General features: G+C 54.3%; 21 protein-coding genes and 2 tRNA genes. 16 read left to right on the plus strand and 7 right to left on the minus strand.

What is annotated here, in order from left to right; genetic code table 11:
- Positions 1-44 precede the first annotated feature (44 nt).
- On the minus strand, positions 45-1,133 hold the full coding sequence (locus PGR10_RS00340; protein ID WP_430922735.1) for an AI-2E family transporter: 1,089 nt from the start codon (positions 1,131-1,133) through the stop codon (positions 45-47).
- Between the two features lie 241 nt (positions 1,134-1,374).
- Here PGR10_RS00340 and PGR10_RS00345 point away from each other — a divergent pair, with 241 nt between their 5' ends.
- Entirely contained in the window at positions 1,375-1,809 is a 435-nt protein-coding gene (locus tag PGR10_RS00345; RefSeq protein ID WP_087858032.1) for a DUF3574 domain-containing protein, read from the plus strand.
- A gap of 33 nt (positions 1,810-1,842) precedes the next feature.
- On the opposite strand, the gene PGR10_RS00350 is transcribed toward PGR10_RS00345, so the two are convergent.
- Positions 1,843-3,027 (minus strand): NupC/NupG family nucleoside CNT transporter, encoded by a 1,185-nt coding sequence (locus PGR10_RS00350; protein WP_113374216.1) that lies wholly within the window; start codon positions 3,025-3,027, stop codon positions 1,843-1,845.
- Between the two features lie 274 nt (positions 3,028-3,301).
- On the opposite strand from PGR10_RS00350, the gene efeU reads away from it, so the two are divergent.
- From efeU to PGR10_RS00375, 5 genes are all read left to right on the plus strand, one after another.
- Positions 3,302-4,132 (plus strand): iron uptake transporter permease EfeU, encoded by an 831-nt coding sequence (gene efeU, locus PGR10_RS00355; protein WP_430922736.1) that lies wholly within the window; start codon positions 3,302-3,304, stop codon positions 4,130-4,132.
- A 53-nt stretch (positions 4,133-4,185) separates the two neighbouring features.
- A complete protein-coding gene (gene efeO, locus PGR10_RS00360; protein WP_087858030.1) occupies positions 4,186-5,313 on the plus strand; it encodes an iron uptake system protein EfeO in 1,128 nt (375 codons plus the stop codon).
- A 4-nt stretch (positions 5,314-5,317) separates the two neighbouring features.
- The gene (efeB, locus tag PGR10_RS00365) at positions 5,318-6,601 is read left to right on the plus strand and encodes an iron uptake transporter deferrochelatase/peroxidase subunit (RefSeq protein WP_430922738.1); all 1,284 of its coding nucleotides are present in this window, start codon (positions 5,318-5,320) and stop codon (positions 6,599-6,601) included.
- 510 nt (positions 6,602-7,111) lie between these two features.
- The gene (phoH, locus tag PGR10_RS00370; RefSeq protein ID WP_015367231.1) at positions 7,112-7,900 is read left to right on the plus strand and encodes a phosphate starvation-inducible protein PhoH; all 789 of its coding nucleotides are present in this window, start codon (positions 7,112-7,114) and stop codon (positions 7,898-7,900) included.
- 106 nt (positions 7,901-8,006) lie between these two features.
- Positions 8,007-8,159 (plus strand): hypothetical protein, encoded by a 153-nt coding sequence (locus PGR10_RS00375; RefSeq protein WP_316424528.1) that lies wholly within the window; start codon positions 8,007-8,009, stop codon positions 8,157-8,159.
- A 298-nt stretch (positions 8,160-8,457) separates the two neighbouring features.
- On the opposite strand, the gene PGR10_RS00380 is transcribed toward PGR10_RS00375, so the two are convergent.
- The 3 genes from PGR10_RS00380 to PGR10_RS00390 all read right to left on the minus strand — a co-directional run bounded on the left by PGR10_RS00380 (position 8,458) and on the right by PGR10_RS00390 (position 10,249).
- Positions 8,458-8,545 (minus strand) — tRNA-Ser (locus PGR10_RS00380).
- A gap of 146 nt (positions 8,546-8,691) precedes the next feature.
- Positions 8,692-9,369 (minus strand): isochorismatase family protein, encoded by a 678-nt coding sequence (locus PGR10_RS00385; protein WP_015367229.1) that lies wholly within the window; start codon positions 9,367-9,369, stop codon positions 8,692-8,694.
- Between the two features lie 19 nt (positions 9,370-9,388).
- Positions 9,389-10,249 (minus strand): pirin family protein, encoded by an 861-nt coding sequence (locus PGR10_RS00390; protein ID WP_430922739.1) that lies wholly within the window; start codon positions 10,247-10,249, stop codon positions 9,389-9,391.
- Positions 10,250-10,364: 115 nt separating this feature from the next.
- Here PGR10_RS00390 and PGR10_RS00395 point away from each other — a divergent pair, with 115 nt between their 5' ends.
- The gene (locus PGR10_RS00395; protein WP_015367227.1) at positions 10,365-11,270 is read left to right on the plus strand and encodes a LysR family transcriptional regulator; all 906 of its coding nucleotides are present in this window, start codon (positions 10,365-10,367) and stop codon (positions 11,268-11,270) included.
- A gap of 392 nt (positions 11,271-11,662) precedes the next feature.
- On the opposite strand, the gene PGR10_RS00400 is transcribed toward PGR10_RS00395, so the two are convergent.
- Positions 11,663-11,750: transfer RNA gene (locus tag PGR10_RS00400), tRNA-Ser, on the minus strand.
- A gap of 268 nt (positions 11,751-12,018) precedes the next feature.
- Between PGR10_RS00400 and ghrA the strand changes: the two genes are divergently transcribed.
- From ghrA to ymdB, 7 genes are all read left to right on the plus strand, one after another.
- Positions 12,019-12,957: a glyoxylate/hydroxypyruvate reductase GhrA gene (gene ghrA, locus PGR10_RS00405; protein WP_113374210.1), complete on the plus strand. Its 939-nt coding sequence runs from the start codon at positions 12,019-12,021 to the stop codon at positions 12,955-12,957.
- An 85-nt stretch (positions 12,958-13,042) separates the two neighbouring features.
- Entirely contained in the window at positions 13,043-13,780 is a 738-nt protein-coding gene (locus PGR10_RS00410; protein WP_162750207.1) for a phosphatase, read from the plus strand.
- 23 nt (positions 13,781-13,803) lie between these two features.
- Positions 13,804-14,358: a TorD/DmsD family molecular chaperone gene (locus tag PGR10_RS00415; RefSeq protein ID WP_113374208.1), complete on the plus strand. Its 555-nt coding sequence runs from the start codon at positions 13,804-13,806 to the stop codon at positions 14,356-14,358.
- 102 nt (positions 14,359-14,460) lie between these two features.
- Entirely contained in the window at positions 14,461-14,943 is a 483-nt protein-coding gene (locus PGR10_RS00420) for a DUF1097 domain-containing protein (RefSeq protein WP_080961886.1), read from the plus strand.
- Between the two features lie 286 nt (positions 14,944-15,229).
- Positions 15,230-15,526, plus strand: coding sequence for a fimbrial assembly protein (locus tag PGR10_RS00425; RefSeq protein WP_228302313.1), 297 nt, complete (start codon positions 15,230-15,232; stop codon positions 15,524-15,526).
- Positions 15,527-15,754: 228 nt separating this feature from the next.
- A complete protein-coding gene (locus PGR10_RS00430; RefSeq protein ID WP_430922740.1) occupies positions 15,755-16,057 on the plus strand; it encodes a type 1 fimbrial protein in 303 nt (100 codons plus the stop codon).
- Between the two features lie 90 nt (positions 16,058-16,147).
- The gene (ymdB, locus tag PGR10_RS00435; protein ID WP_087858022.1) at positions 16,148-16,672 is read left to right on the plus strand and encodes an O-acetyl-ADP-ribose deacetylase; all 525 of its coding nucleotides are present in this window, start codon (positions 16,148-16,150) and stop codon (positions 16,670-16,672) included.
- Positions 16,673-16,716: 44 nt separating this feature from the next.
- Here the strand turns inward: ymdB and mdoC are convergent, their stop codons facing one another.
- Complete coding sequence (gene mdoC, locus PGR10_RS00440) at positions 16,717-17,877, minus strand: glucans biosynthesis protein MdoC (RefSeq protein ID WP_430922741.1); 1,161 nt, start codon at positions 17,875-17,877, stop codon at positions 16,717-16,719.
- A 252-nt stretch (positions 17,878-18,129) separates the two neighbouring features.
- Here mdoC and mdoG point away from each other — a divergent pair, with 252 nt between their 5' ends.
- Positions 18,130-19,683: a glucans biosynthesis protein MdoG gene (mdoG, locus tag PGR10_RS00445; protein WP_045393624.1), complete on the plus strand. Its 1,554-nt coding sequence runs from the start codon at positions 18,130-18,132 to the stop codon at positions 19,681-19,683.
- Complete coding sequence (gene mdoH / locus PGR10_RS00450; RefSeq protein WP_113374206.1) at positions 19,676-22,204, plus strand: glucans biosynthesis glucosyltransferase MdoH; 2,529 nt, start codon at positions 19,676-19,678, stop codon at positions 22,202-22,204. Before mdoG ends, mdoH begins: the two co-directional genes overlap by 8 nt.
- Positions 22,205-22,260 lie beyond the last annotated feature (56 nt).

Genomic DNA, 22,260 nt, shown 5'->3' on the forward strand with positions numbered 1-22,260 from the left:
CGCCGCCTGTAAGGCCCGGCGGAAAGCGACTGGCGGCAAGGCGGTTACTTCGCCGCGCCTTCGTTTACCCAGTTCATGAAGATCAGATACCCGATGGAGAGCAGGGTGGCGCCAATAAACATCCCGAGAATGCCATCGGTGGCCATGCCGCCCAACGCGCCGAGCAGAACGATCGGCATCGGCGCATCTACGCCGCGGCCCAACATCAGCGGTTTGAGGACGTTATCGACCATCCCGGCGACAATCAGCAGGACGGTAAACACGACATTCACCGCGGTGCCGTGGTCGCCGGTCATCCACATAATGGCAATCGCCGGGGCGGTAACCAGAATCACCGGGATTTGCGCGATGCCGAGCACCAGCGCCAGCACGAAGAAGATGCCGGCGGCCGGGATCCCCGCCAACGTAATGATAATTCCCGTCAGCAAGGCCTGAATCAGCGCCACGCCAATAACCCCCTGCGCCACGGCGCGAATGGTGCCGGTGCACAGGCGACTCAGGGCAAGACCTTTATTTTCATCGGTGATACGGATGGCGATACGTTTGGCGCTGTTGGCGCCCGCCGCGCCCCAGGTCATGATGGCGCCGGCAACAATAAAGGAGAGAACAAAGCCCAGCAGCCCGCCGCCCATACTTGCCAGCACGCCGAGCACCAGTTTCGCCGCCTCGCCAATTTGCGCGTGATAGCTACTCAGTACGGCAGGCAGGTCCACTGAGGCTTTCAGCCAGAACGCATATAGCTTACCGCCGACAAGGGGAATAGAGGCGACGTTAGCCGAAGGCGGCGGCAGCGTCAGATCGCTGCCGCTGACTTTATCAATCAGGCTACCGGCGCTTTCGCCAAGCGAGGTCACCATGAAAATGGTCGGAATGACGATAATCAGCAGGCCGAATAATACTAATATGGTCGATGCCAGCCCCTGCCGCCCGCCTATGCGTCGCGCGATGTGTTGATGTAAAGGATAGAGGGTGACGGCCAGAATCAGCGCCCACAGCATCATGTTCAGGAACGGCGAGAAGACGGTAAAGCAGAAGGAGGCCAGCGCCAGTATCAAGCCGAACTTAATAAACATATCGAGAAAGCGGGTGACAATTCTTTTCTCAATATTAGCTAACTCATTATTTTCTATCATGAATTATTCCAGTTGTTATTTTACGCGGCCGCCAGGCCAGTTAAAAACGCTCAACTATAGAGAAGTCTTTGAAATAAAAAACGCAGGAAATAATTTAAAAAAGAATTTCGCCCAGGCTGTGTTTATCAGTGTAGAACAAAAGAAAATACGCCGTATCGCCAGAGAGTAATGTTCGCGCATCTCTTGCTAATTCACTGAAAATACGCTGATATCTGTGTACAAAAAACCATGAGGATAGCAAATGAAATTACCCCAGGGCGCTGCGGCGCTGATCGTTGCCGCACTATTGGCAGGATGCGTGGCGCCATCCGAAAAAAGCGCCGCGCACGTTGATAATAACGCCTGCCCGGCGGACAACACGATGGTGCAAACCACCCTTTATTTTGGCCTTAGCCGGCCGGCGGGGAAAGATATTACCGCCCAGGAGTGGCAGCAGTTTGTCGACCGCGATGTGACGCCGCGTTTTCGCGATGGCCTGACGGTTTTTGACGCCCGCGGCCAGTGGTTAGGCAACAATGGCGCAGTCGCCCGCGAGTCCAGCAAGGCGCTCATGCTGATTCATAGCAAAGATGCGAAAAGCGAGCAGGGGATTGAAGCGCTGCGTAATACTTATAAGGCGCGGTTCGCCCAGGAGTCCGTTATGCGCGTTGATCAGCCGGTGTGTGTACATTTCTGAAGAACAGGGCGGGGAGAGCCCCCGCCCGACGAGTTACAGCACCAGCCCGGCAAAACTGGCTGACAGCAGGCTCACCAGCGTCGCGCCATAGACCAGACGCAGGCCGAAGCGGGAAACGGTGTTGCCTTGTTGCTCGTTAAGCCCTTTAATCGCCCCGGCAATGATGCCAATGGAGGCGAAGTTGGCAAACGAGACGAGGAACACCGAAAGGATCCCTAGCCCGCGCGGCGTCATGCTGGCGGCAATTTTCTGCAGCTCGATCATCGCCACGAATTCATTGGCAACCAGCTTGGTAGCCATAATACTGCCGGCATTTAACGCGTCGCTTAAAGGAATACCCACCAGCCATGCCAGCGGATAAAAGACGTAACCGAGGATTTGCTGGAAGCTTAGGCCGAAGACGGTCGCAAATAACGCATTAACGGCGCTAATCAGGGCGATAAAGCCGATTAGCATCGCCAGAATAATCATCGCCACCTTAAATCCTGCCAGGATATATTCACCCAGCATTTCAAAGAAGCTCTGCGATTCATGCATCTTTTCAAGCTTTATTTCTGCTTCGCTACCGGGGCGCGTAGGATTAATAATCGACAGCACAATAAAGGTGCTGAACATATTAAGAATCAACGCCGCCACCACGTATTTCGCATCAAGCATGGTCATATACGCGCCGACGATCGACAGCGATACCGTTGACATGGCTGTCGCCGCCATCGTGAACAGGCGACGCGAAGAGAGGTCGCCGAGTACGCCTTTGTAAGCAATAAAGTTTTCCGACTGGCCGAGGATCAGCGAGCTGACGGCGTTGAAGGATTCCAGCTTGCCCATGCCGTTCACCTTCGACAGTAGGGTGCCGATAAGACGAATAAAGATCGGCAGAATACGCCAGTGTTGCAGAATACCTATCAGCGCGGAAATAAAGACGATCGGACACAGTACGCCGAGGAAAATAAAGGCCAGTCCTTTTTCACCCATTCCGCCAAATACGAAGTTGGTCCCTTCAGCGGCGAACCCGAGTAACGAAGCAAAAAAGCCAGAGATATTTTTCACTATCCATAAACCGCTTTCGGCGTGAAGGAAAAAGAAAGCCAGGGCGATTTCAATAATAATTAACTGCAGAATATAGCGAATGCGGATTTTTTGTCGGTCATAGCTGGCAAGCCAGGCAAGGCCAAGAATAACCGCCAGCGCCAGCAGGAAGTGCAAAATTTGAGTCATGTTATTTATTTCGCAGATAAATCAGGACCGCCATTTAGCCACAGCGCTCAAGCCCGGTAAATATGCGACATAAAAAATCATGCTATATGCCATTTTAATGCTTAGCTGGTGAGATATTTTCGCAAGTGACTATTTTGTAGCGATTAATTTACAACTAGTCATCATTCCCTGAACATTTCGCTTGTGTTTCTCATTGTTGTAATGATAATCACTATCAGAAATATTTACCTATCTTTGCATCCGTTGACTGCGGTTCACATTTAAGGGTTTCGGCATGTTTGTTCCATTTCTCATCATGTTACGCGAAGGGCTGGAAGCCGCGCTGATTGTCAGCCTGATTGCCAGCTATTTAAAACGAACCCAGCGCGGCAGCTGGATCGGCGTCATGTGGATTGGCGTATTCCTCGCGGCGGCGCTCTGTCTCGGGCTGGGGATTTTTATTAACGAGACCACCGGAGAATTTCCGCAGCGCGAACAGGAGCTGTTTGAAGGCATCGTGGCGGTGATAGCGGTATTTATCCTCACCTGGATGGTGTTCTGGATGCGTAAAGTGTCGCGCAACGTCAAACAACAGCTGGAACAGGCGGTGGATAACGCGCTGCAGCGCGGGAATAACCACGGCTGGGCGCTGGTGATGATGGTGTTTTTTGCGGTTGCCCGCGAAGGCCTGGAGTCGGTCTTTTTCCTGCTGGCGGCATTCCAGCAGGATGTCGGCATCTGGCCGCCGCTGGGGGCGATGCTCGGCTTGGCGACGGCGGTGGTATTAGGTTTCCTGCTTTACTGGGGCGGTATCCGCCTTAATCTCGGCGTGTTCTTCAAATGGACCAGTCTGTTTATCCTGCTGGTGGCGGCCGGTCTGGCCGCCGGGGCGATTCGCGCTTTCCATGAGGCGGGACTGTGGAATTATTTCCAGAACGTCGCCTTTGATCTTAGCAACGTGGTATCGACGCATACGCTGTTCGGCACGTTGCTGGAAGGCATCTTTGGTTATCAGGAGACGCCAACCGTCAGTGAAGTGGCGGTTTATCTCCTCTATTTGATCCCGGCGCTGGTGTGCTTTGCCTTGCCGCCGGGCAGCAAAACGACATCATCGCGAGCCGCGTAATTCAGGCGCCGCTGATTAATATAGTTACAACATACTTTTCGAAAGGGATGGTCATGATAATTCATTTTCGCCGTACTGCGCTGCAGTTAACCGTCGCCGCGCTGTTTAGTTCCGCATTTTACGCTCAGGCTGCGGATATCCCGCAGGTGAAGGTCACCGTCAACGACAAGCAGTGCGAACCGATGAATGTGACGGTGAAGGCGGGTAAAACCCAGTTCATCATCCAGAACCACAGTCAAAAAGCGCTGGAGTGGGAGATCCTGAAAGGAGTGATGGTGGTCGAGGAGCGTGAAAACATCGCGCCAGGATTTACGCAAAAATTGACGGCCAACCTGCAGCCGGGCGAATACGATATGACCTGCGGCCTGCTGACTAACCCGAAAGGTAAGCTTATTGTCACCGGTGAAACCAGCAAAGATGCGGCAAAAGCCAATGCGGTGCTGAGTCTTGGCGAGGCGATTACTGCCTATAAAGCTTACGTTACCGCGGAAACCGCGCAGCTGGTTAGCGGCACTAAAGCCTTTACCGATGCCGTAAAAGCCGGTGATATCGAGAAAGCGAAGGCGCTGTACGCCCCGACCCGTCAGCACTACGAGCGCATCGAGCCGATTGCTGAGCTGTTCTCTGACCTCGACGGCAGCATTGACGCCCGTGAAGATGATTTTGAGAAAAAAGCTGAGGATCCGAAATTCACCGGTTTCCACCGCCTGGAAAAAGCGCTGTTTGGCGATAACAGCGTGAAGGGAATGGAAAACTATGCCGAACAGTTGAACAGCGATGTGCTGGAACTGCAAAAACGCATTAGCGAGCTGGCTTTCCCGCCGTCGAAAGTGGTAGGCGGCGCGGCTGGGCTGATCGAAGAAGTGGCGGCCAGCAAAATTAGCGGCGAAGAAGATCGTTACAGCCATACCGACCTGTGGGACTTCCAGGCTAACATCGACGGCGCGCAAAAAATCGTTGACCTGCTGCGCCCGCAGCTGCAAAAAGATAATAGCGCGCTGCTGGCTAAGGTTGACGCCAACTTTAAAAAAGTTGATGCCATCCTCGCTAAATATCGCACGAAAGACGGTTTCGAGACCTATGACAAGCTCACCACCGCTGACCGTAATGCGCTGAAAGGGCCGATCACGACGCTGGCAGAAGATCTGGCACAGCTGCGTGGGATTTTGGGCCTGGATTAATTCGATGACACAACAAAAATCACGCGACGTGAATGAACCGTCACGTCGCCGCTTACTGAAGGGGATCGGCGCGCTTGGCGGCGCGCTGGCCATCAGCGGTGGCTGCCCGATGGCGCAGGCGGCGAAAGCGGAAAGCTCTCCCGGTACGCTTGCACCGGATGCGCGTCAGGAAAAACAGCCATTTTATGGCCCGCATCAGGCGGGCATCCTGACGCCGCAGCAGGCCTCGATGATGCTGGTGGCGTTTGATGTGCTGGCGGCGGATAAAGCCGACCTCGAACGCCTGTTCCGCTTGTTGACCCAGCGGATCGCCTTTTTAACCACAGGCGGTCCGGCGCCGGATACCCCGAATCCCCGATTGCCGCCGATGGATTCCGGGATTTTAGGGCCGTGGATTGCGCCGGATAACCTGACTATCACCGTCTCGGTCGGCCATTCGCTGTTCGATGAGCGCTTTGGATTAGCGGATAAAGCGCCTAAAAAACTGCAGGCAATGACGCGTTTCCCGAATGATTCGCTGGATGCCGCGCTGTGCCATGGCGATCTGCTACTGCAGATTTGTGCCAATACCCAGGATACGGTCATTCACGCACTGCGTGACATTATCAAGCACACGCCCGATCTGCTGAGCGTGCGCTGGAAGCGGGAAGGGTTTATTTCTGATAGCGCGGCCCGTAGCAAAGGCAAAGAAACGCCTATTAACCTGCTGGGCTTTAAAGACGGTACCGCTAATCCGTCGAGCCAGGATAAAGCGCTAATGGATAATGTGGTGTGGGTTACTGCCGACCAGGGCGAACCGGCCTGGGCGATCGGCGGTAGTTATCAGGCTGCGCGTATCATTCAGTTCCACGTTGAGTTCTGGGATCGTACGCCGCTGAAAGAGCAGCAGACTATTTTTGGCCGCGATAAACATTCTGGCGCGCCGTTAGGGATGCAGCATGAACATGATGTTCCGGACTATAGTCGCGATCCAAACGGCGAAGTGATTGCCCTTGATAGCCATATTCGCCTTGCGAACCCGCGTACGCCGGAAACGCAGTCCAGCCTGATGATGCGCCGCGGTTACAGCTATTCGTTGGGAGTCACCAACTCGGGGCAACTGGATATGGGGTTGTTGTTCGTCTGCTATCAGCACGATCTGGAAAAGGGATTCCTGACGGTGCAGAAACGGCTGAACGGCGAGGCCCTGGAGGAGTACGTTAAACCGATTGGCGGCGGATACTTCTTTGTATTGCCCGGCGTGATGAATAACCAGCATTATCTTGGACAATCGCTGTTGCAAACCTGATAGACGTCCTGCCGGCGAAGGCAGGGCGTTTTCTGCTGTTTTTCTCGGATTCAATATATTTCCTGCCATGTGTTATATTTCTGTAATACAAATGACGGATAGTTTTCTACAATGATTTTAGAAACCATTGTTGCGTCAATGTAAAAAATAAGTTGCATTAAGAATAATTTTTGATGTACTTATTACATACGCGGTAGTTCCCGGCAGTGATGTCGCTCACTATGGAGATCGCGAATGGTAAGGTCCTGTAGCGGACAACGTAAAACCACATACCGTACTTTCCAGCACGGAGGCCCAGCTTCCGGCAGCGATTTTCACTCTGTAACCCCAATCTCTTCCACTACTAATCAGGCTAACTCTGGCAGGGTACGCGGTGCGCGTAGCCGCGACTCGTTGTCCATTCAATCGGCAAGCAATGGCTTACAAGGAAGCCAAACCTCAATCGTTCGTGCGCATAATCGCGTTGCTCTTGACGCGCGTGATGTAAACCAACAACGCAAGGTGCTATCCATGGGAAGACAAAAAGCAGTGATCAAAGCTCGTCGTGAGGCAAAACGTGTGCTGAGACGGGATTCGCGTAGCCATAAACAACGTGAAGAAGAATCGGTCACATCGCTTGTGCAAATGAGTGGCGTAGAAGCAATCGGCATGGCGCGGGATAGCCGCGATCTTTCACCGATTGAGGCGCGTAATGAAGCTCAGGCGCATTATTTGAATGCCATCGACAATAAACAGCTGATTTTCGCCACCGGCGAAGCCGGGTGCGGGAAGACCTGGATCAGCGCGGCTAAAGCAGCTGAAGCCCTGATCCATAAGGATGTGGACAGAATTATTGTTACCCGTCCCGTTCTGCAGGCCGACGAAGATCTCGGCTTCTTACCGGGAGATATCGCCGAAAAATTCGCTCCCTATTTCCGACCGGTATATGACGTGCTGGTGAAGCGGTTGGGCGCTTCCTTTATGCAATACTGCCTGCGTCCGGAAATCGGCAAGGTAGAAATCGCGCCGTTCGCCTATATGCGCGGACGCACCTTTGAAAACGCGGTGGTGATTCTGGACGAGGCCCAGAACGTGACCGCGGCGCAAATGAAGATGTTTTTGACCCGCCTCGGGGAGAACGTCACTGTTATCGTCAACGGCGATATTACCCAGTGTGATTTGCCCTCTGGCGTAAAATCGGGTCTGAGTGATGCGTTGTCGCGTTTTGAAGAAGACGACATGATTGGCATCGTACGCTTTACCACCGATGACTGCGTGCGTTCAACGCTCTGCCAGCGAACGTTGAAAGCCTATTACTAAACGCTAGTGAGTGTGCAAAGCCCGGGATATCCCGGGCTTTGTTGCTTTTGCAGCATTTCCCCGGCGGCGCTGCGCTTGGCCGGGCTACTGGCTAATGGTGCGGCCTGTGGGATACCCGGCGACGCTGCGCCTGGACTGGCTACTCGTTGGCGGTGCGGCCTGTGGGATTCCCGGCGGCGCTGCGCCTGGACTGCTACTCGTTGGTGGTGCGGCCTGCGGGTTTCCCGGCGGCGCTGCGCTTGGCCGGGCTACTGGCTAATGGTGCGGCCTGTGGGATGGGTAGCCCGGGCGAGGCATTTATGCCGACCCCGGGAAGGGCGGCGGTGCCACATGCGAAAAAAGCCCGTACTTTCGTACGAGCTCTCATCTCGAATATGGCGGTGAGGGGGGGGATTGACTCGCTTCGCTCGCCCCTGCGGGGCAGCCCGCTTACTGCGTTCGCGGTCTGTCCAACTGGCTGCGCCAGTTGTCGAACCCCGGTCGGGGATTCTCATCCCCCTGCGAGTGCCACATGCGAAAAAAAAGCCCGTACTTTCGTACGAGCTCTTCTTAAAATATGGCGGTGAGGGGGGGATTCGAACCCCCGATACGTTGCCGTATACACACTTTCCAGGCGTGCTCCTTCAGCCACTCGGACACCTCACCATATTGTCTTGCTGCTCACCTTGGGTGGGCAACGGGGCGCTACTATAGGGAGTTGAGCTAAAACGGTCAAGCATATTTTTTTCTTTCTTTACCGTTCGGTTAAGCAATGAACACTGCCCCGTCGATTCATCGACGGGGCAGCTATTTTAACGCTGGGAGTCCAGCTTTTCGTTATTCTTCACGACGTCCTGCGCCTTGCTGTAGCTTTCAATCAGCAACTGATACGCCGGGAAGACTTTGGTGTACACCTCAGCCCACTCGGCGGCATCCGGACGGTTCCAGGTGCGCTGCAGTTCTGAGGCTACCGCGGCAGTATCCATTGGCACTACACCGGCCTGGACTACGCGGGCCAGGGTGATCTCCTGCGCCATTTTGCTATAGGTACCCGAGGCGTCGATAACGGCAAACACCTTATAACCGTCGGCGACGGCGGCAATCGCCGGGAAAGCCATGCAGACGCTGGTAATAGTACCGGCAATGATTAAGGTTTTACGCCCGGTGGCTTTCACCGCGGCGACAAACTCCGGGTTATCCCAGGCGTTGATCTCGCCTTTACGCGCAATATACTTCGCATGCGGCGCATTCTCATGAATTTCCGGAATCAACGGACCGTTCGGGCCCTGCGGCACGGAAGCGGTGGTGATCACCGGGATCCCGGCAAGCGATGCCATTTTCGCCAGCGCGGCGGCGCGAGCGCGCAGTTCCGGCATCGGCATATCGCCAACGGTCTGGAACAGGCCGCTTTGGTGGTCAATCAACAGCATCGCGGTATCGTTAACATCAATCACCGGACGAGAACCGTTAAAGTTAGCTGGAGTAGACATATTCTTCACCTCAATTTCGTTAGATTTGGCCAAAACGGCCGCTGTTAAAATCGCGAATTGCTTCGGCAATTTGCGTTTTGGTATTCATCACAAACGGGCCGTAGCCCACGATCGGCTCCTGTAGCGGCTCGCCGGCCATCAGCAGAACCTTCGCGTTGGAGCCCGCTTCCAGATGGAAGGCTTCACCTTTTTGGCTCAGCACTACCAGCTGTCCTTCCCGTGCGTTTTCGGTACCGTTGACGGTGACTTCGCCCTCGAGTACGACCAACGCGGTGCTCCAGCCTTCCGGCTGATGCAATGTCACATCGTGACTTTGTTTGAGCTGCATATCCCACACGTTCAACGGTGAGAACGTATGCGCTGGGCCGGCGACATCGCCGTAACGCCCGGCAATCACTCTGACGCTCCCGGCATCTTCTTCCAGCGCCGCTTGCGGAATGACGTCTGCGGTAATGCTCTGATAGCCCGGAGTCGTCATCTTGTCTTTCGTCGGCAGGTTGACCCACAGCTGCATCATTTTCAGTTCACCGCCGGAGCGGGTGAACGCTTCCGAGTGGAACTCTTCATGCAGGATCCCGGCGCCAGCCGTCATCCACTGCACGTCGCCAGGGCCGATAACGCCGCCTCTGCCGGTTGAGTCGCGATGCTCTACTTCACCGGAGTAGACAATGGTGACGGTTTCGAATCCGCGATGCGGATGTTCGCCGACGCCGCGTTTACCGTTTCCCGCCGGAAAAGTATGCGGACCGGCATAGTCGAGCAGTAAAAATGGGCTCAGTTGTTCGCCGTGGGTCTGGTAAGAAAACATTGAGCGAACCGGGAAACCGTCGCCCACCCAGTGCTGCGAAGGGGCGGTGTAAACGCCAGTAATCTGTTTCATGGTTATCTCCTGCGTGTCTGTATATGATGTGAATAAGCTTATATCTTGGGCTAATATTCCGGTAGATAGCGAAAATGACCTATACTGTTCTAAAAATGGAACGATGGAGAAAAGGATGCAGGATCTCAACGACCTGGCATGGTTTGTTCAGGTGGTAGACCATGGCGGTTTTGCCGCTGCCGGTCGGGCGCTCGACCAGCCTAAATCCAAACTCAGCCGCCGCATTGCGCAACTGGAAGAACGCTTGGGCGTGCGCCTGATTCAACGAACTACCCGACAGTTCGCCGTCACGGAAGTCGGCCAAACTTTCTACCAACATTGCAAGGCGATGTTGATAGAAGCCGAAGCGGCGCATCAGGCGGTAGAAACGCTGCAATCTGAACCGCGCGGCAGCGTCAAGCTCACCTGCCCGGTAACCCTGCTGCATGCCCATGTTGGCCCGATGCTGGCACGCTTTATGGTGCGATACCCTGGAGTAACGCTGCATCTGGAAGCCACCAATCGGCGGGTGGATGTGGTGGGCGAGGGGGTTGACGTGGCCATCCGCGTGCGGCCAAGGCCATTTGAAGATAGCGACCTGGTCATGCGGGTGTTGGCCGATCGCGGTCATCGCCTGGTGGCGAGTCCGGCGCTGATCGCTCGGCTTGGGCGCCCACAGGCGCCGGCGGAATTGAGTACCTGGCCGGGGCTAAGTATTGGCGCCGGAAAACATCAGCATAAATGGCAGCTGACCGGCCCGGAGGGGGCGCGAGCCGAGGTTTATTTCACGCCGCGGATGGTGACCAGCGATATGCTGGCGCTGCGCGAGGCGGCCATGGCGGGCGTTGGCGTGGTTCAACTTCCTTTATTAATGGTGCGCGATCAACTGGCGTCAGGGGAGCTGGAAATCGTGCTTGATGAGTGGCAACCGCGTCGGGAAGTCATTCATGCGGTGTTCGCCTCGCGGCGCGGTTTATTACCTTCAGTCAGAGCGCTGGTGGATTATCTCAGCGAAGAGTATCAGCGGATGGAAGAGGATTAGCTTCGTTTTTTCCCGGCGGCGCTGCGCTTGGCCGGGCTACTAGTGGTGCGGCCTGTGGGGTTCCCGGCGACGCTGCGCCTGGTCGGGCTACTGGTGGTGCGGCCTGCGGGATGGGTAGCCCGGGCGAGGCATTTATGCCGACCCCGGGAAGGACGGCGGTGCCACATGCGAAAAAAGCCCGTACTTTCGTACGAGCTCTCATCTCGAATATGGCGGTGAGGGGGGGATTGACTCGCTTCGCTCGCCCCTGCGTGGCAGCCCGCTTACTGCGTTCGCGGTCTGTCCAACTGGCTGTGCCAGTTGTCGAACCCTGGTCGGGGGTTCTCGTCCCCCCCAACGGAGAATATAAAAGAAAAGAGCCCGTACTTTCGTACGAGCTCTCATCTCGAATATGGCGGTGAGGGGGGGATTCGAACCCCCGATACGTTGCCGTATACACACTTTCCAGGCGTGCTCCTTCAGCCACTCGGACACCTCACCATATTGTCTTTCCCGTTGTTGCTGGGAACGGGCGCTAATGTAGGGAAATACGTATCTCCCGTCAATCAACTTTTTTAAAAAAAGATGCGTTTAGCCAAACTTCAAACAACTTGCTTCTTAATCGCGCGGTAATCGTTTTTTTTGTCGCCATTCTCTTTATTGCTCGATAGCGATGCGGAATTTGTTATGCTGGCAAACCAATACAAAACAAAGAGTAAAACACGACGCAAACCTCAACCTACTCACGCGTCAGTAATCAGGAGTCATTATGGAGATTATTTTTTACCACCCAACGTTCGATACCCCATACTGGATAGCAGAACTGGAAAAACATCTGCCGGGAGCGCGCGTTCGTGAGTGGAAACCTGGCGACAATCAACCAGCCGACTATGCGCTGGTCTGGCATCCACCGGTAGAAATGCTGCAAGGCCGCGAATTGAAAGCGGTTTTTGCCCTCGGCGCAGGCGTGGATTCCATTCTTAGCAAGCTGCGGGAACATCCGGAAATGCTGCCGCTTTCGATTCCGCTGTTCCGCCTCGAAGATACCGGCATGGGCCTGCAGATGCAGGAATATGCGGTAAGCCAGGTATTGCACTGGTTCCGCCGCTTTGATGATTATCAGGCGCTGAAGCAGGAATCCCGCTGGCAGCCGTTGCCGGAATATCGTCGCGAGGATTTCACTATTGGTATCATGGGGGCAGGGGTGTTGGGCGGCAAAGTCGCGGAAAGCCTGTTGCGCTGGGGTTTCCCGCTGCGCTGCTGGAGCCGTAGCCACAAATCCTGGCCGCAGGTTGAGAGTTTTGCCGGTCAGGAAGAACTGGGCGCGTTTCTACAAGAAACCCGAGTGCTGATCAACCTGTTGCCCAATACGGCCGAAACCGTCGGCATCATTAATGAAACCTTACTTTCTCAACTTCCGGATAACAGCTATGTTCTGAATCTCGCCCGCGGCGTGCATATCGTCGAGCCGGATTTACTGGCGGCACTTAATAGCGGCAAACTGAAAGGGGCGATGCTGGATGTCTTTAGCCGCGAACCGTTGCCGAAAGAGAGCCCGCTGTGGGCGCATCCGCGCGTGGCCATGACGCCGCATATTGCCGCCGTTACCCGTCCGCAGGAAGCAATAGCCTATATCGCCAGCACCATTAGCCACCTGGAGCGGGGTGAAACGGTCAGCGGGCAGGTCGACCGCCAGCGCGGCTACTAATCGATAACCCCGCTACGGCGGGGTTTTTACTGATCATGACTCCTGATTCCTGCTATTCTTGCCACAAATAGAGGAGGAGATTGTGATGTATCCTGTTGACCTGCACATGCATACCGTCGCCAGCACCCACGCCTACAGTACCCTGCATGACTATATTGCCGAGGCCAAACGTAAAGGCATTAAACTATTTGCGATAACCGATCACGGCCCGGATATGGCAGATGCCCCGCACTACTGGCATTTCGTCAATATGCGTATCTGGCCGCGTCTGGTTGATGGCGTCGGCATTCTGCGCGGTATTGAAGCGAATATCAAAAATACCCAAGGTGAAATTGACTGTACCGGACCAATGCTGACTTCGCTGGATCTGATCATTGCTGGATTTCATGAGCCAGTATTCCCGCCCCAGGATAAAGCCACTCATACTGAAGCGATGATTGCCGCGATTGCCAGTGGCACAGTCCACATGATTAGCCATCCGGGTAATCCGAAGTTCCCAATCGATATTCCAGCGGTAGCCGAAGCGGCGGCAAAGCATCATGTGGCGCTGGAAATTAATAATTCCTCATTCCTCTCATCGCGTATTGGTAGTGAGGATAATTGCCGGGCGATCGCCGCCGCAGTGCGTGATGCGGGTGGTTGGGTGGCGCTGGGTTCGGACTCGCATACCGCCTTTACCCTTGGCGAATTTACCGAATGCCGCAAAATCCTTGACGCGGTGAATTTCCCGGAAGAGCGGATCCTAAACGTCAGTCCGCGTCGACTATTGAATTTCCTCGAATCACGCGGAATGCCGGCGATTGCGGAATTTGCAGACCTTTAATTTGAACCACTGGAACATATTGTATGAATGAATTTTCAATCCTCTGTCGCGTGCTGGGCTCGCTGTACTATCGTCAGCCGCAGGATCCGCTGTTGGTGCCGCTGTTCACGCTGATTCGCGATGGCAAGCTGGCCGCCAGCTGGCCGCTGGAACAGGATGAATTACTGGAGCGTCTGCAGAAGAGTTGTGATACCCAGCCGTTAACCGCTGATTACAACGCCCTGTTCGTTGGGGAAGAATGTGCGGTCTCGCCTTATCGCAGCGCGTGGGTTGAAGGTGCAACTGAAGCGGAAGTTCGTGGTTTTCTGACGCAACACGGCATTCCTACTGGCGAAGGTCCAACCGATCATATTGGATCCTTACTGCTGGCCGCATCCTGGCTTGAAGATCATGCCTCGGATGACGAAAGCGAAACGCTGGAAACGTTGTTTGCCGATTATCTATTGCCGTGGTGCGGCACCTTCCTTGGAAAAGTGGAAGCGCATGCGCAAACTGCATTCTGGCGCACCATGGCGCTATTAACGCGTGAAGCGATTTCCGCGATGTGGGATGAACTACAGGAAGAAAACGACGAATAAATGTGACACATGTCACTTTTGATGTGAAACAGCAAACTCACGCATTCATATTGTGTGTTCTGGATCGCATTTGGTTGCCGCGTATCTGCTATGATACGCGGCATGAACATACTCTTCGCAATCGCACTCACGACGGGCATTCTCTCCGGCATTTGGGGATGGGTGGCGGTCTCACTTGGCCTGCTGAGCTGGGCCGGATTCCTCGGCTGTACGGCCTATTTCGCGTGCCCACAGGGCGGTCTGAAAGGGCTGTTGATTTCCGCCTGCACGGTCATGAGCGGCGTGATATGGGCGCTGGTGATTATTTACGGTAGCGCGTTGGCGCCGCAGCTGGAAATCCTCAGCTATGTGATGACCGGAATAGTCGCTTTCCTGATGTGCATTCAGGCGCGCCAGCTGCTGCTCTCTTTTGTTCCCGGAACCTTTATCGGCGCCTGCGCGACGTTTGCCGCGAGCGGCGACTGGCGCATTGTCGTGCCGTCTCTGGCGCTGGGATTGGTCTTTGGCTATGCCATGAAAAATAGCGGGCTGTGGCTGGCAGCGCGAGCGGCAAAGAATAAATCTTTGGCTAACGATCACGTCTGATTTTCTTCACATTTCCTCGATGACGGGAGCAAGCTTCCCGTCACGCCTACATGAAAGCCTTTTCGCATCAACCCCTCTTCGATTGTTTTTTCCTCTTAATGCAGACATTTTGAGCAAACAAACCATAATAATTTGATACCGTTTGCAAAAACGAAGAGAAAAAAGTATCAACAGGTACTTCATATATATACTGATTTTGTATGTAGTTGCTTGTATTCAACTGCGCTCATGGATGATTTGTAAGGTTTTTTTGACCGTTACGCAGAGGGGTTTTGCCGTGAAAAAAATGACTGGCGTACTACTTGCTACAGTTTGTTTCCTTCCCGCTTTATTGACTTTTTCGACTACCTCTAGCGCCGCAAGCGGCGTGATTCGTTTCCACGGCGGCGTTGTCGAACCGCCTTGTCAAATTCGTTCTTCAGAAGATCAGGTCTCGATGGCCTGCGCTAAGCAGAAGTCAGTTACTTTTTCTGCTCAGCAGGTGGCCCGAGGGGATCTGCAACATGCCAATATCAAATCTACGCAATTAACCTATATTAATCCTCAGCACACCAACGCTATCCTCGAAGTGAATTATCGTTAACAGTACAGCCCCTGCCGAACCTGCAGGGGTTTTCCCGTCTCTCATCTGATATTCCCACGCAGATTTTTTGTAGCAAAATCAAGATGAATCGGTTTTGTTATCAAAAAGAAAACAAAAAGTAATATATTTGTGTTTTATAACGCAATCATTGCCTTGCCGTAGTCTGGCGGCGCAGTGCGCTCAGGGATGGCCTGTTGCTTCTTTGCTATTCATACAGAGGAGTCTGCCGTGATAAAAAAAATCCACGCCTTAGCGGTGCCATGTCTGATGTTGTCATGCTTATTTGGCTCAGTGAATGCCGCGCCGACCGGCGGCGTTGTCGCCATTTACGGGCAGGTCGTTGACCCCTCCTGCGAAGCCAATAGTGTGGGTGATAAGATTGAAATGGCCTGTCCGCGGCTGCGTACCCATACGGTTTCGCCGCAGGTGCTGACGACGGGGAATTACAGCAATGACTCCGTCCATTCGGCACAATTAAAGTATATTGATCCGCAACATACCCGCGCTATCCTCGAAGTGAATTATCGCTAAATACTGGCCCTCAGGCTTCCGCCTTGGGGGCTATCATGCCATAGTAGACATCACGCTAGGTATGAAGACGTTTGCCGACAGGAGGGGGAAATGGTTGTTCAACCTGAAGTGGTTCTCGGCGATATTACGACGTTGCAGGTAGATGTTATTGTCAACGCGGCCAACCCATCGTTACTGGGCGGCGGTGGCGTTGATGGCGCCATTCATCGGGCTGCGGGTCCGGAATTACTGGCCGCCTGCAAAATAGTCCGTCAGCAGCAGGGCGAATGTCCGCCCGGGCATGCGGTTATCACCAGCGCCGGTAATTTACCGGCCAGCGCGGTGATCCATGCGGTCGGCCCCGTCTGGCACGGCGGCGGCGAGCAGGAAGCTGAATTACTGGCGGATGCCTATCGCAATAGTCTGTTGCTGGCGGCAGCCAATAATTATCGTTCTATTGCTTTTCCGGCTATCAGCACCGGCGTATATGGCTATCCGAAACAGGCGGCGGCGGAAATTGCGGTAAAAACGGTGAATGCTTTCCTCACCCGATATAATCCGCTGGAACGGGTCTATTTCGTCTGTTTTGATAAAGAAACGGCGGAAATTTATCAGCGATTATTACAGGCAGAATGAATCTTGATACCGACAGCGCGCGGGCGCGCTGTCGGTTGCAGATTTTAGTTAACCGACACCGGCGCTTTCGCCGGTTTTTGTTGCGGTTTACCTGAGAACAGGAAGCGCAGCAGCGGAATACGTAGATGGATTTCGTACAATATCAGCGCAATCCCCACCACAAATACCAGTCCGGTGATAAAACCTAACAGGTTCGATTTTATTATCGGCGTAATCCATGCCCCATACAGCAGGGTGAGCGGATGGTGCACCAGGTAGATAAACAGCGAAGCGTTGACGAAGTAAGTCACCCGAGCGGACTGGAAGTTAAGCAGGCGGTGGCCCAGTGAGAAGACCACGTTTACCATCCACAGCCCCAGCACCATCGTAATCACCGATTCGGTTTCATACATCCAGCCATCGCCAGAACCATACTGCTGGTTAAGACGATAGGCGATAAAGCCCAGCAGTGCGCCAACAAAACACCAGGGTGACGAGGTGGTGAACATCGCTTTTAGCCGCGGATTGATGAACGTCTGCGCGCCGAGAATAAAGAACGGCAGATAAAACAGGGTCTGCATAACGATAAAGTTAAACAGTCCGTTGCTGAGAATCGGCGGGTATACGATAAAAATGGTGCGACGGATCACCGCATACAATACGCCAAGCCCCAGAAAAATCAGCGATAATTGACTGAATGTGACGGTGTCACCGAAGCTGACGGTCTGCGTTTTTCGCCGATTGGCCAGCCACTTAAACAGCACTACCCCGGCGGTGGTCAGCACCACGAGCACCAGCAAAAACCACAGATGGGAGATAAGCTCCCAGGCCAGGGTGTTGAATTTGTCATAGCCGGAGAGCGTATGCCAGTCCTGGGCTTTACCATTGACGTATTGCAGCATCAGAAACTGCGGCAGGGTGAGCAGCGGGATCGCGGTGAGCATCGGTATGCCAACTCGCTCTACACGCACTTTCCACCATTTCTTCAGCGGATAGCGGAGAAAGAGCATGTATGAGAAATAGCCGGAAATAACAAAGAAGACCTGCATACGGAAGGCATGGATAAAATCGTTGAACAGCGTTAGCCCCCAGGAGGGCTCCAGGCTATTCACATGCCAGCTGTGGCTGGAGTAGATAAGTGAGATGTGAAACGGGATCCCCAACAGCATCAGCCAGGCGCGGATACTGTCGAAGAAATATTCACGTTCTACTGGTGTTTTATTCATAAATTCACAACAATCTCAGACAATTCGTCTTATCACTCAGGGCGATAACGGTTACATTGCCAGCAACCCTACATGAACTCAGGGTATCTGTCTCCAGGATAAGTACGCAAAGTGCAATATGGGACAGAGAACTGTTTATTCCCTGGTCCGCTAAGCTGAACAATGCAGGGATTATGTTGTCGGATTGCCTGAGTTTCCATTAAAATAGATCGGATCGATTTAAGCACACAAAGGGGGAAGTGCTTACTTACTATGAAACATAAACCACAGATGATGAAAATGCGTTGGTTAAGCGCAGCCGTAATGTTGTCCCTGTGTACTTCATCTGCATGGGCATTCAGCATTGATGACGTAGCAAAACAGGCGAAAACGTTAGCCGGAAAAGGCTATGAAGCGCCAAAAAGTAACCTGCCCTCCGCCTTCCGCGATATGAAATACGCGGATTACCAGCAAATCCAGTTCAATCACGATAAAGCCTACTGGAATAATCTGAAGACCCCATTCAAGCTGGAATTTTACCACCAGGGCATGTATTTCGACACGCCGGTTACTATTAATGAAGTGACCAGCACCAGCGTACGTAAAATTAAATATAGCCCGGATTATTTTAATTTTGGCAATGTTCAGCACGATAAAGACACGGTGAAAGACCTTGGTTTCGCCGGTTTTAAAGTACTGTATCCGATCAATAGCAAAGACAAGAATGACGAAATCGTCAGCATGCTCGGGGCCAGCTACTTCCGCGTTCTGGGCCAGGGTCAGGTCTATGGGCTTTCCGCCCGCGGCCTGGCTATCGATACCGCGCTGCCGTCCGGCGAAGAGTTCCCTCGCTTCCGCGAGTTCTGGATTGAGCGTCCGAAAGCGACCGATAAGCGCTTAACCATTTATGCGCTGCTGGATTCCCCGCGTGCGACCGGCGCCTATCGCTTTGTGATTATGCCCGGGCGCGACACCGTGGTTGATGTGCAGTCGAAGGTTTACCTGCGCGACAAAGTCGGCAAGCTTGGCGTGGCGCCGTTGACCAGTATGTTCCTGTTTGGGCCGAACCAACCGTCGCCGACCACCAACTATCGTCCGGAATTACATGACTCCAACGGTCTGTCGATTCTTGCCGGTAACGGCGAGTGGATCTGGCGTCCGCTGAATAACCCGAAACATCTGGCCGTCAGTAGTTATGCGATGGAGAACCCGCAAGGGTTTGGCCTGCTGCAGCGTGGCCGCCAGTTCTCCCGATTTGAAGATCTCGACGATCGTTACGACCAGCGCCCGAGCGCGTGGATCACTCCGAAAGGCGACTGGGGTAAGGGTAAAGTCGAATTGGTTGAAATCCCGACCAACGATGAAACCAACGATAATATCGTCACCTACTGGACCCCGGATCAGCTGCCGGAACCAGGCAAAGAGATGAACTTCAAGTACTCTATTACCTTCAGCCGCGATGAAGACAAACTGCATGCGCCAGACAGCGCTTATGTGGTGCAGACTCGCCGCTCAACCGGTGATGTGAAGCAGTCTAATCTCATTCGCCAGCCAGATGGCACCATCGCTTTCATCGTTGATTTCACCGGCGCTGACATGAAAAAAATGGCGGCGGATACCCCGGTAACGGCGCAGGCGAGCATCGGCGATAACGCCGAAATCGTGGAAAATTCGGTCCGCTATAATCCGGTTATCAAGGGTTGGCGTATGACCCTGCGCGTGAAAGTGAAAGATCCGAAGAAAACCACGGAAATGCGTGCGGCGCTGGTCAATGGCGATCAGACGCTAAGCGAAACCTGGAGCTATCAGCTGCCTGCCAATGAATAAGATAACGAATTATATCGACGCATTGCCGCTGTCGGATGCAGAAAAAGCCGCATTACCTGATACGAGCCTGCAAGCCGTACATGAAGCGCTTGACGCAGAGCATCATCATTTTTCGCGCGATGAAGATTCCCCATTAGGATCGGTAAAAGCGCGGCTGGAGCATAGCTGGCCGGACTCTCTGGCCGGCGATCAGCTGGTGAAAGATGATGAAGGACGCACTCAGCTTCATGCGATGCCGAAAGCGAAACGTTCCTCGATGATCCCCGACCCGTGGCGTACCAACCCGGTAGGCCGCTTCTGGGATCGTCTGCGTGGCCGTGATGTGACTCCGCGCTATCTCTCTCGTCTCACGCAGGAAGAGCGCGAAAGCGAACAGAAATGGCGTACCGTCGGCACCATTCGCCGCTATATTTTGCTGCTGCTGACGCTGGCGCAAACGGTGGTGGCCACGTGGTATATGAAGACCATCCTCCCTTATCAGGGATGGGCGTTGATCAATCCATCCGATATGGTTGGCCAGGATCTATGGGTCTCCTTCATGCAGCTACTGCCGTACGTGTTGCAGACCGGCATCCTGATCCTCTTCGCGGTACTTTTCTGCTGGGTCTCGGCCGGTTTCTGGACCGCGCTGATGGGCTTCCTGCAACTGCTGATCGGGCGTGATAAATACAGTATTTCGGCATCCACCGTTGGTGACGAGCCGCTGAACCCGGAACACCGGACGGCGCTTATTATGCCAATCTGCAACGAAGATGTTGACCGCGTGTTTGCCGGCCTGCGCGCCACCTGGGAATCGGTGAAAGCGACGGGTAACGCTGCGCATTTTGACGTTTACGTGCTAAGCGACAGCTACGACCCGGATATTTGCGTTGCCGAGCAAAAAGCGTGGATGGAGTTGATTGCCGAAGTGCAGGGTGAAGGCCAGATCTTCTATCGTCGCCGTCGCCGTCGCGTGAAACGTAAAAGCGGCAACATCGATGATTTCTGCCGTCGCTGGGGTAGCCAGTATAGTTACATGGTGGTGCTCGACGCTGACTCAGTGATGACCGGCGAGTGCCTGAGCGGGCTGGTGCGCCTGATGGAAGCGAATCCGAATGCCGGGATCATCCAGTCTTCGCCGCGCGCCTCCGGTATGGATACCCTTTATGCGCGCTGCCAGCAGTTCGCCACCCGCGTGTACGGCCCCCTGTTTACCGCCGGGCTGCACTTCTGGCAGTTGGGTGAATCGCACTACTGGGGTCACAACGCCATTATCCGCGTGAAGCCGTTCATCGAACACTGTGCGCTGGCGCCGCTGCCGGGCGAGGGTAACTTTGCCGGTTCGATTCTGTCGCATGACTTCGTGGAAGCCGCGCTGATGCGCCGTGCGGGTTGGGGCGTATGGATCGCCTACGATCTGCCGGGCTCCTATGAAGAGCTGCCGCCGAACCTGCTGGATGAGCTGAAGCGCGACCGTCGCTGGTGCCAGGGTAACCTGATGAACTTCCGCCTGTTCCTGGTGAAAGGGATGCACCCGGTACACCGTGCGGTGTTCCTGACCGGCGTCATGTCTTATCTGTCGGCGCCGCTGTGGTTTATGTTCCTCGCGTTGTCGACTGCGCTGCAGGTCGTGCACGCCCTGACCGAGCCGCAATACTTCCTGCAACCGCGCCAGCTGTTCCCGGTATGGCCGCAGTGGCGTCCAGAACTGGCTATCGCGCTGTTTGCCTCGACCATGGTACTGCTGTTCCTGCCGAAACTGCTGAGTATCATTCTGGTGTGGTGCAAGGGGCCGAAAGAGTACGGCGGCTTCTTCCGCGTGACGCTTTCCCTGCTGCTGGAGGTGCTGTTCTCGGTGCTGCTGGCGCCGGTGCGCATGCTGTTCCACACCGTGTTCGTGGTCAGCGCGTTCCTCGGTTGGGAGGTGGTGTGGAATTCACCGCAGCGCGATGATGACTCAACGCCCTGGGGCGAGGCCTTTATGCGTCACGGCTCGCAGCTGCTGCTGGGTCTGGTTTGGGCGGTTGGTATGGCGTGGCTGGATCTGCGTTTCCTGTTCTGGCTGGCGCCTATCGTCGTGTCGCTAATTCTCTCTCCATTTGTCTCGGCGATTTCCAGCCGCGCGACGGTAGGTCTGCGTACTAAACGCTGGAAATTGTTCCTGATCCCGGAAGAGTATTCGCCGCCGCAGGTACTGAAAGATACCGATGCTTACCTGACTCTGAACCGTCAGCGTTCGCTGGGCGATGGCTTTATGCATGCGGTGTTTAACCCATCGTTCAACGCCCTGGCGACGGCAATGGCAACGGCGCGTCATCGCCACGGTCGTATTCTTGATATTGCCCGTGAACGCCACGTTGAGCAGGCGCTGAATGAAACGCCTGATAAACTTAACCGCGATCGTCGTCTGGTTCTGTTAAGCGATCCTGTAACGATGTCGCGTCTGCACTACCGCGTGTGGAACTCCCCGGAGAAATACTCTTCCTGGGTGGGGGAGTATCAGAAACTCACGCTGAACCCGCTGGCGTTGAAAACGAAGTAAGCCGTACGTTAAGGAAAATACCGGCAATTGTGCCGGTATTTTTTTGCCTGAGAGGA

This window comes from Klebsiella sp. 141198, from assembly GCF_050600785.1.
Taxonomy (GTDB): Bacteria; Pseudomonadota; Gammaproteobacteria; order Enterobacterales; family Enterobacteriaceae; genus Klebsiella; species Klebsiella aerogenes.

Excerpts from the sequence above, each read along its gene's own strand:
- PGR10_RS00340 (WP_430922735.1), bottom strand. The coding sequence starts at position 1,133 with ATGATAGAAAATAATGAGTTAGCTAATATTGAGAAAAGAATTGTCACC.
- PGR10_RS00345 (WP_087858032.1), top strand. The coding sequence starts at position 1,375 with ATGAAATTACCCCAGGGCGCTGCGGCGCTGATCGTTGCCGCACTATTG.
- PGR10_RS00350 (WP_113374216.1), bottom strand. The coding sequence starts at position 3,027 with ATGACTCAAATTTTGCACTTCCTGCTGGCGCTGGCGGTTATTCTTGGC.
- efeU (WP_430922736.1), top strand. The coding sequence starts at position 3,302 with ATGTTTGTTCCATTTCTCATCATGTTACGCGAAGGGCTGGAAGCCGCG.
- efeO (WP_087858030.1), top strand. The coding sequence starts at position 4,186 with ATGATAATTCATTTTCGCCGTACTGCGCTGCAGTTAACCGTCGCCGCG.
- efeB (WP_430922738.1), top strand. The coding sequence starts at position 5,318 with ATGACACAACAAAAATCACGCGACGTGAATGAACCGTCACGTCGCCGC.
- phoH (WP_015367231.1), top strand. The coding sequence starts at position 7,112 with ATGGGAAGACAAAAAGCAGTGATCAAAGCTCGTCGTGAGGCAAAACGT.
- PGR10_RS00385 (WP_015367229.1), bottom strand. The coding sequence starts at position 9,369 with ATGTCTACTCCAGCTAACTTTAACGGTTCTCGTCCGGTGATTGATGTT.
- PGR10_RS00390 (WP_430922739.1), bottom strand. The coding sequence starts at position 10,249 with ATGAAACAGATTACTGGCGTTTACACCGCCCCTTCGCAGCACTGGGTG.
- PGR10_RS00395 (WP_015367227.1), top strand. The coding sequence starts at position 10,365 with ATGCAGGATCTCAACGACCTGGCATGGTTTGTTCAGGTGGTAGACCAT.
- ghrA (WP_113374210.1), top strand. The coding sequence starts at position 12,019 with ATGGAGATTATTTTTTACCACCCAACGTTCGATACCCCATACTGGATA.
- PGR10_RS00410 (WP_162750207.1), top strand. The coding sequence starts at position 13,043 with ATGTATCCTGTTGACCTGCACATGCATACCGTCGCCAGCACCCACGCC.
- PGR10_RS00415 (WP_113374208.1), top strand. The coding sequence starts at position 13,804 with ATGAATGAATTTTCAATCCTCTGTCGCGTGCTGGGCTCGCTGTACTAT.
- PGR10_RS00420 (WP_080961886.1), top strand. The coding sequence starts at position 14,461 with ATGAACATACTCTTCGCAATCGCACTCACGACGGGCATTCTCTCCGGC.
- PGR10_RS00425 (WP_228302313.1), top strand. The coding sequence starts at position 15,230 with ATGACTGGCGTACTACTTGCTACAGTTTGTTTCCTTCCCGCTTTATTG.
- ymdB (WP_087858022.1), top strand. The coding sequence starts at position 16,148 with ATGGTTGTTCAACCTGAAGTGGTTCTCGGCGATATTACGACGTTGCAG.
- mdoC (WP_430922741.1), bottom strand. The coding sequence starts at position 17,877 with ATGAATAAAACACCAGTAGAACGTGAATATTTCTTCGACAGTATCCGC.
- mdoG (WP_045393624.1), top strand. The coding sequence starts at position 18,130 with ATGAAACATAAACCACAGATGATGAAAATGCGTTGGTTAAGCGCAGCC.
- mdoH (WP_113374206.1), top strand. The coding sequence starts at position 19,676 with ATGAATAAGATAACGAATTATATCGACGCATTGCCGCTGTCGGATGCA.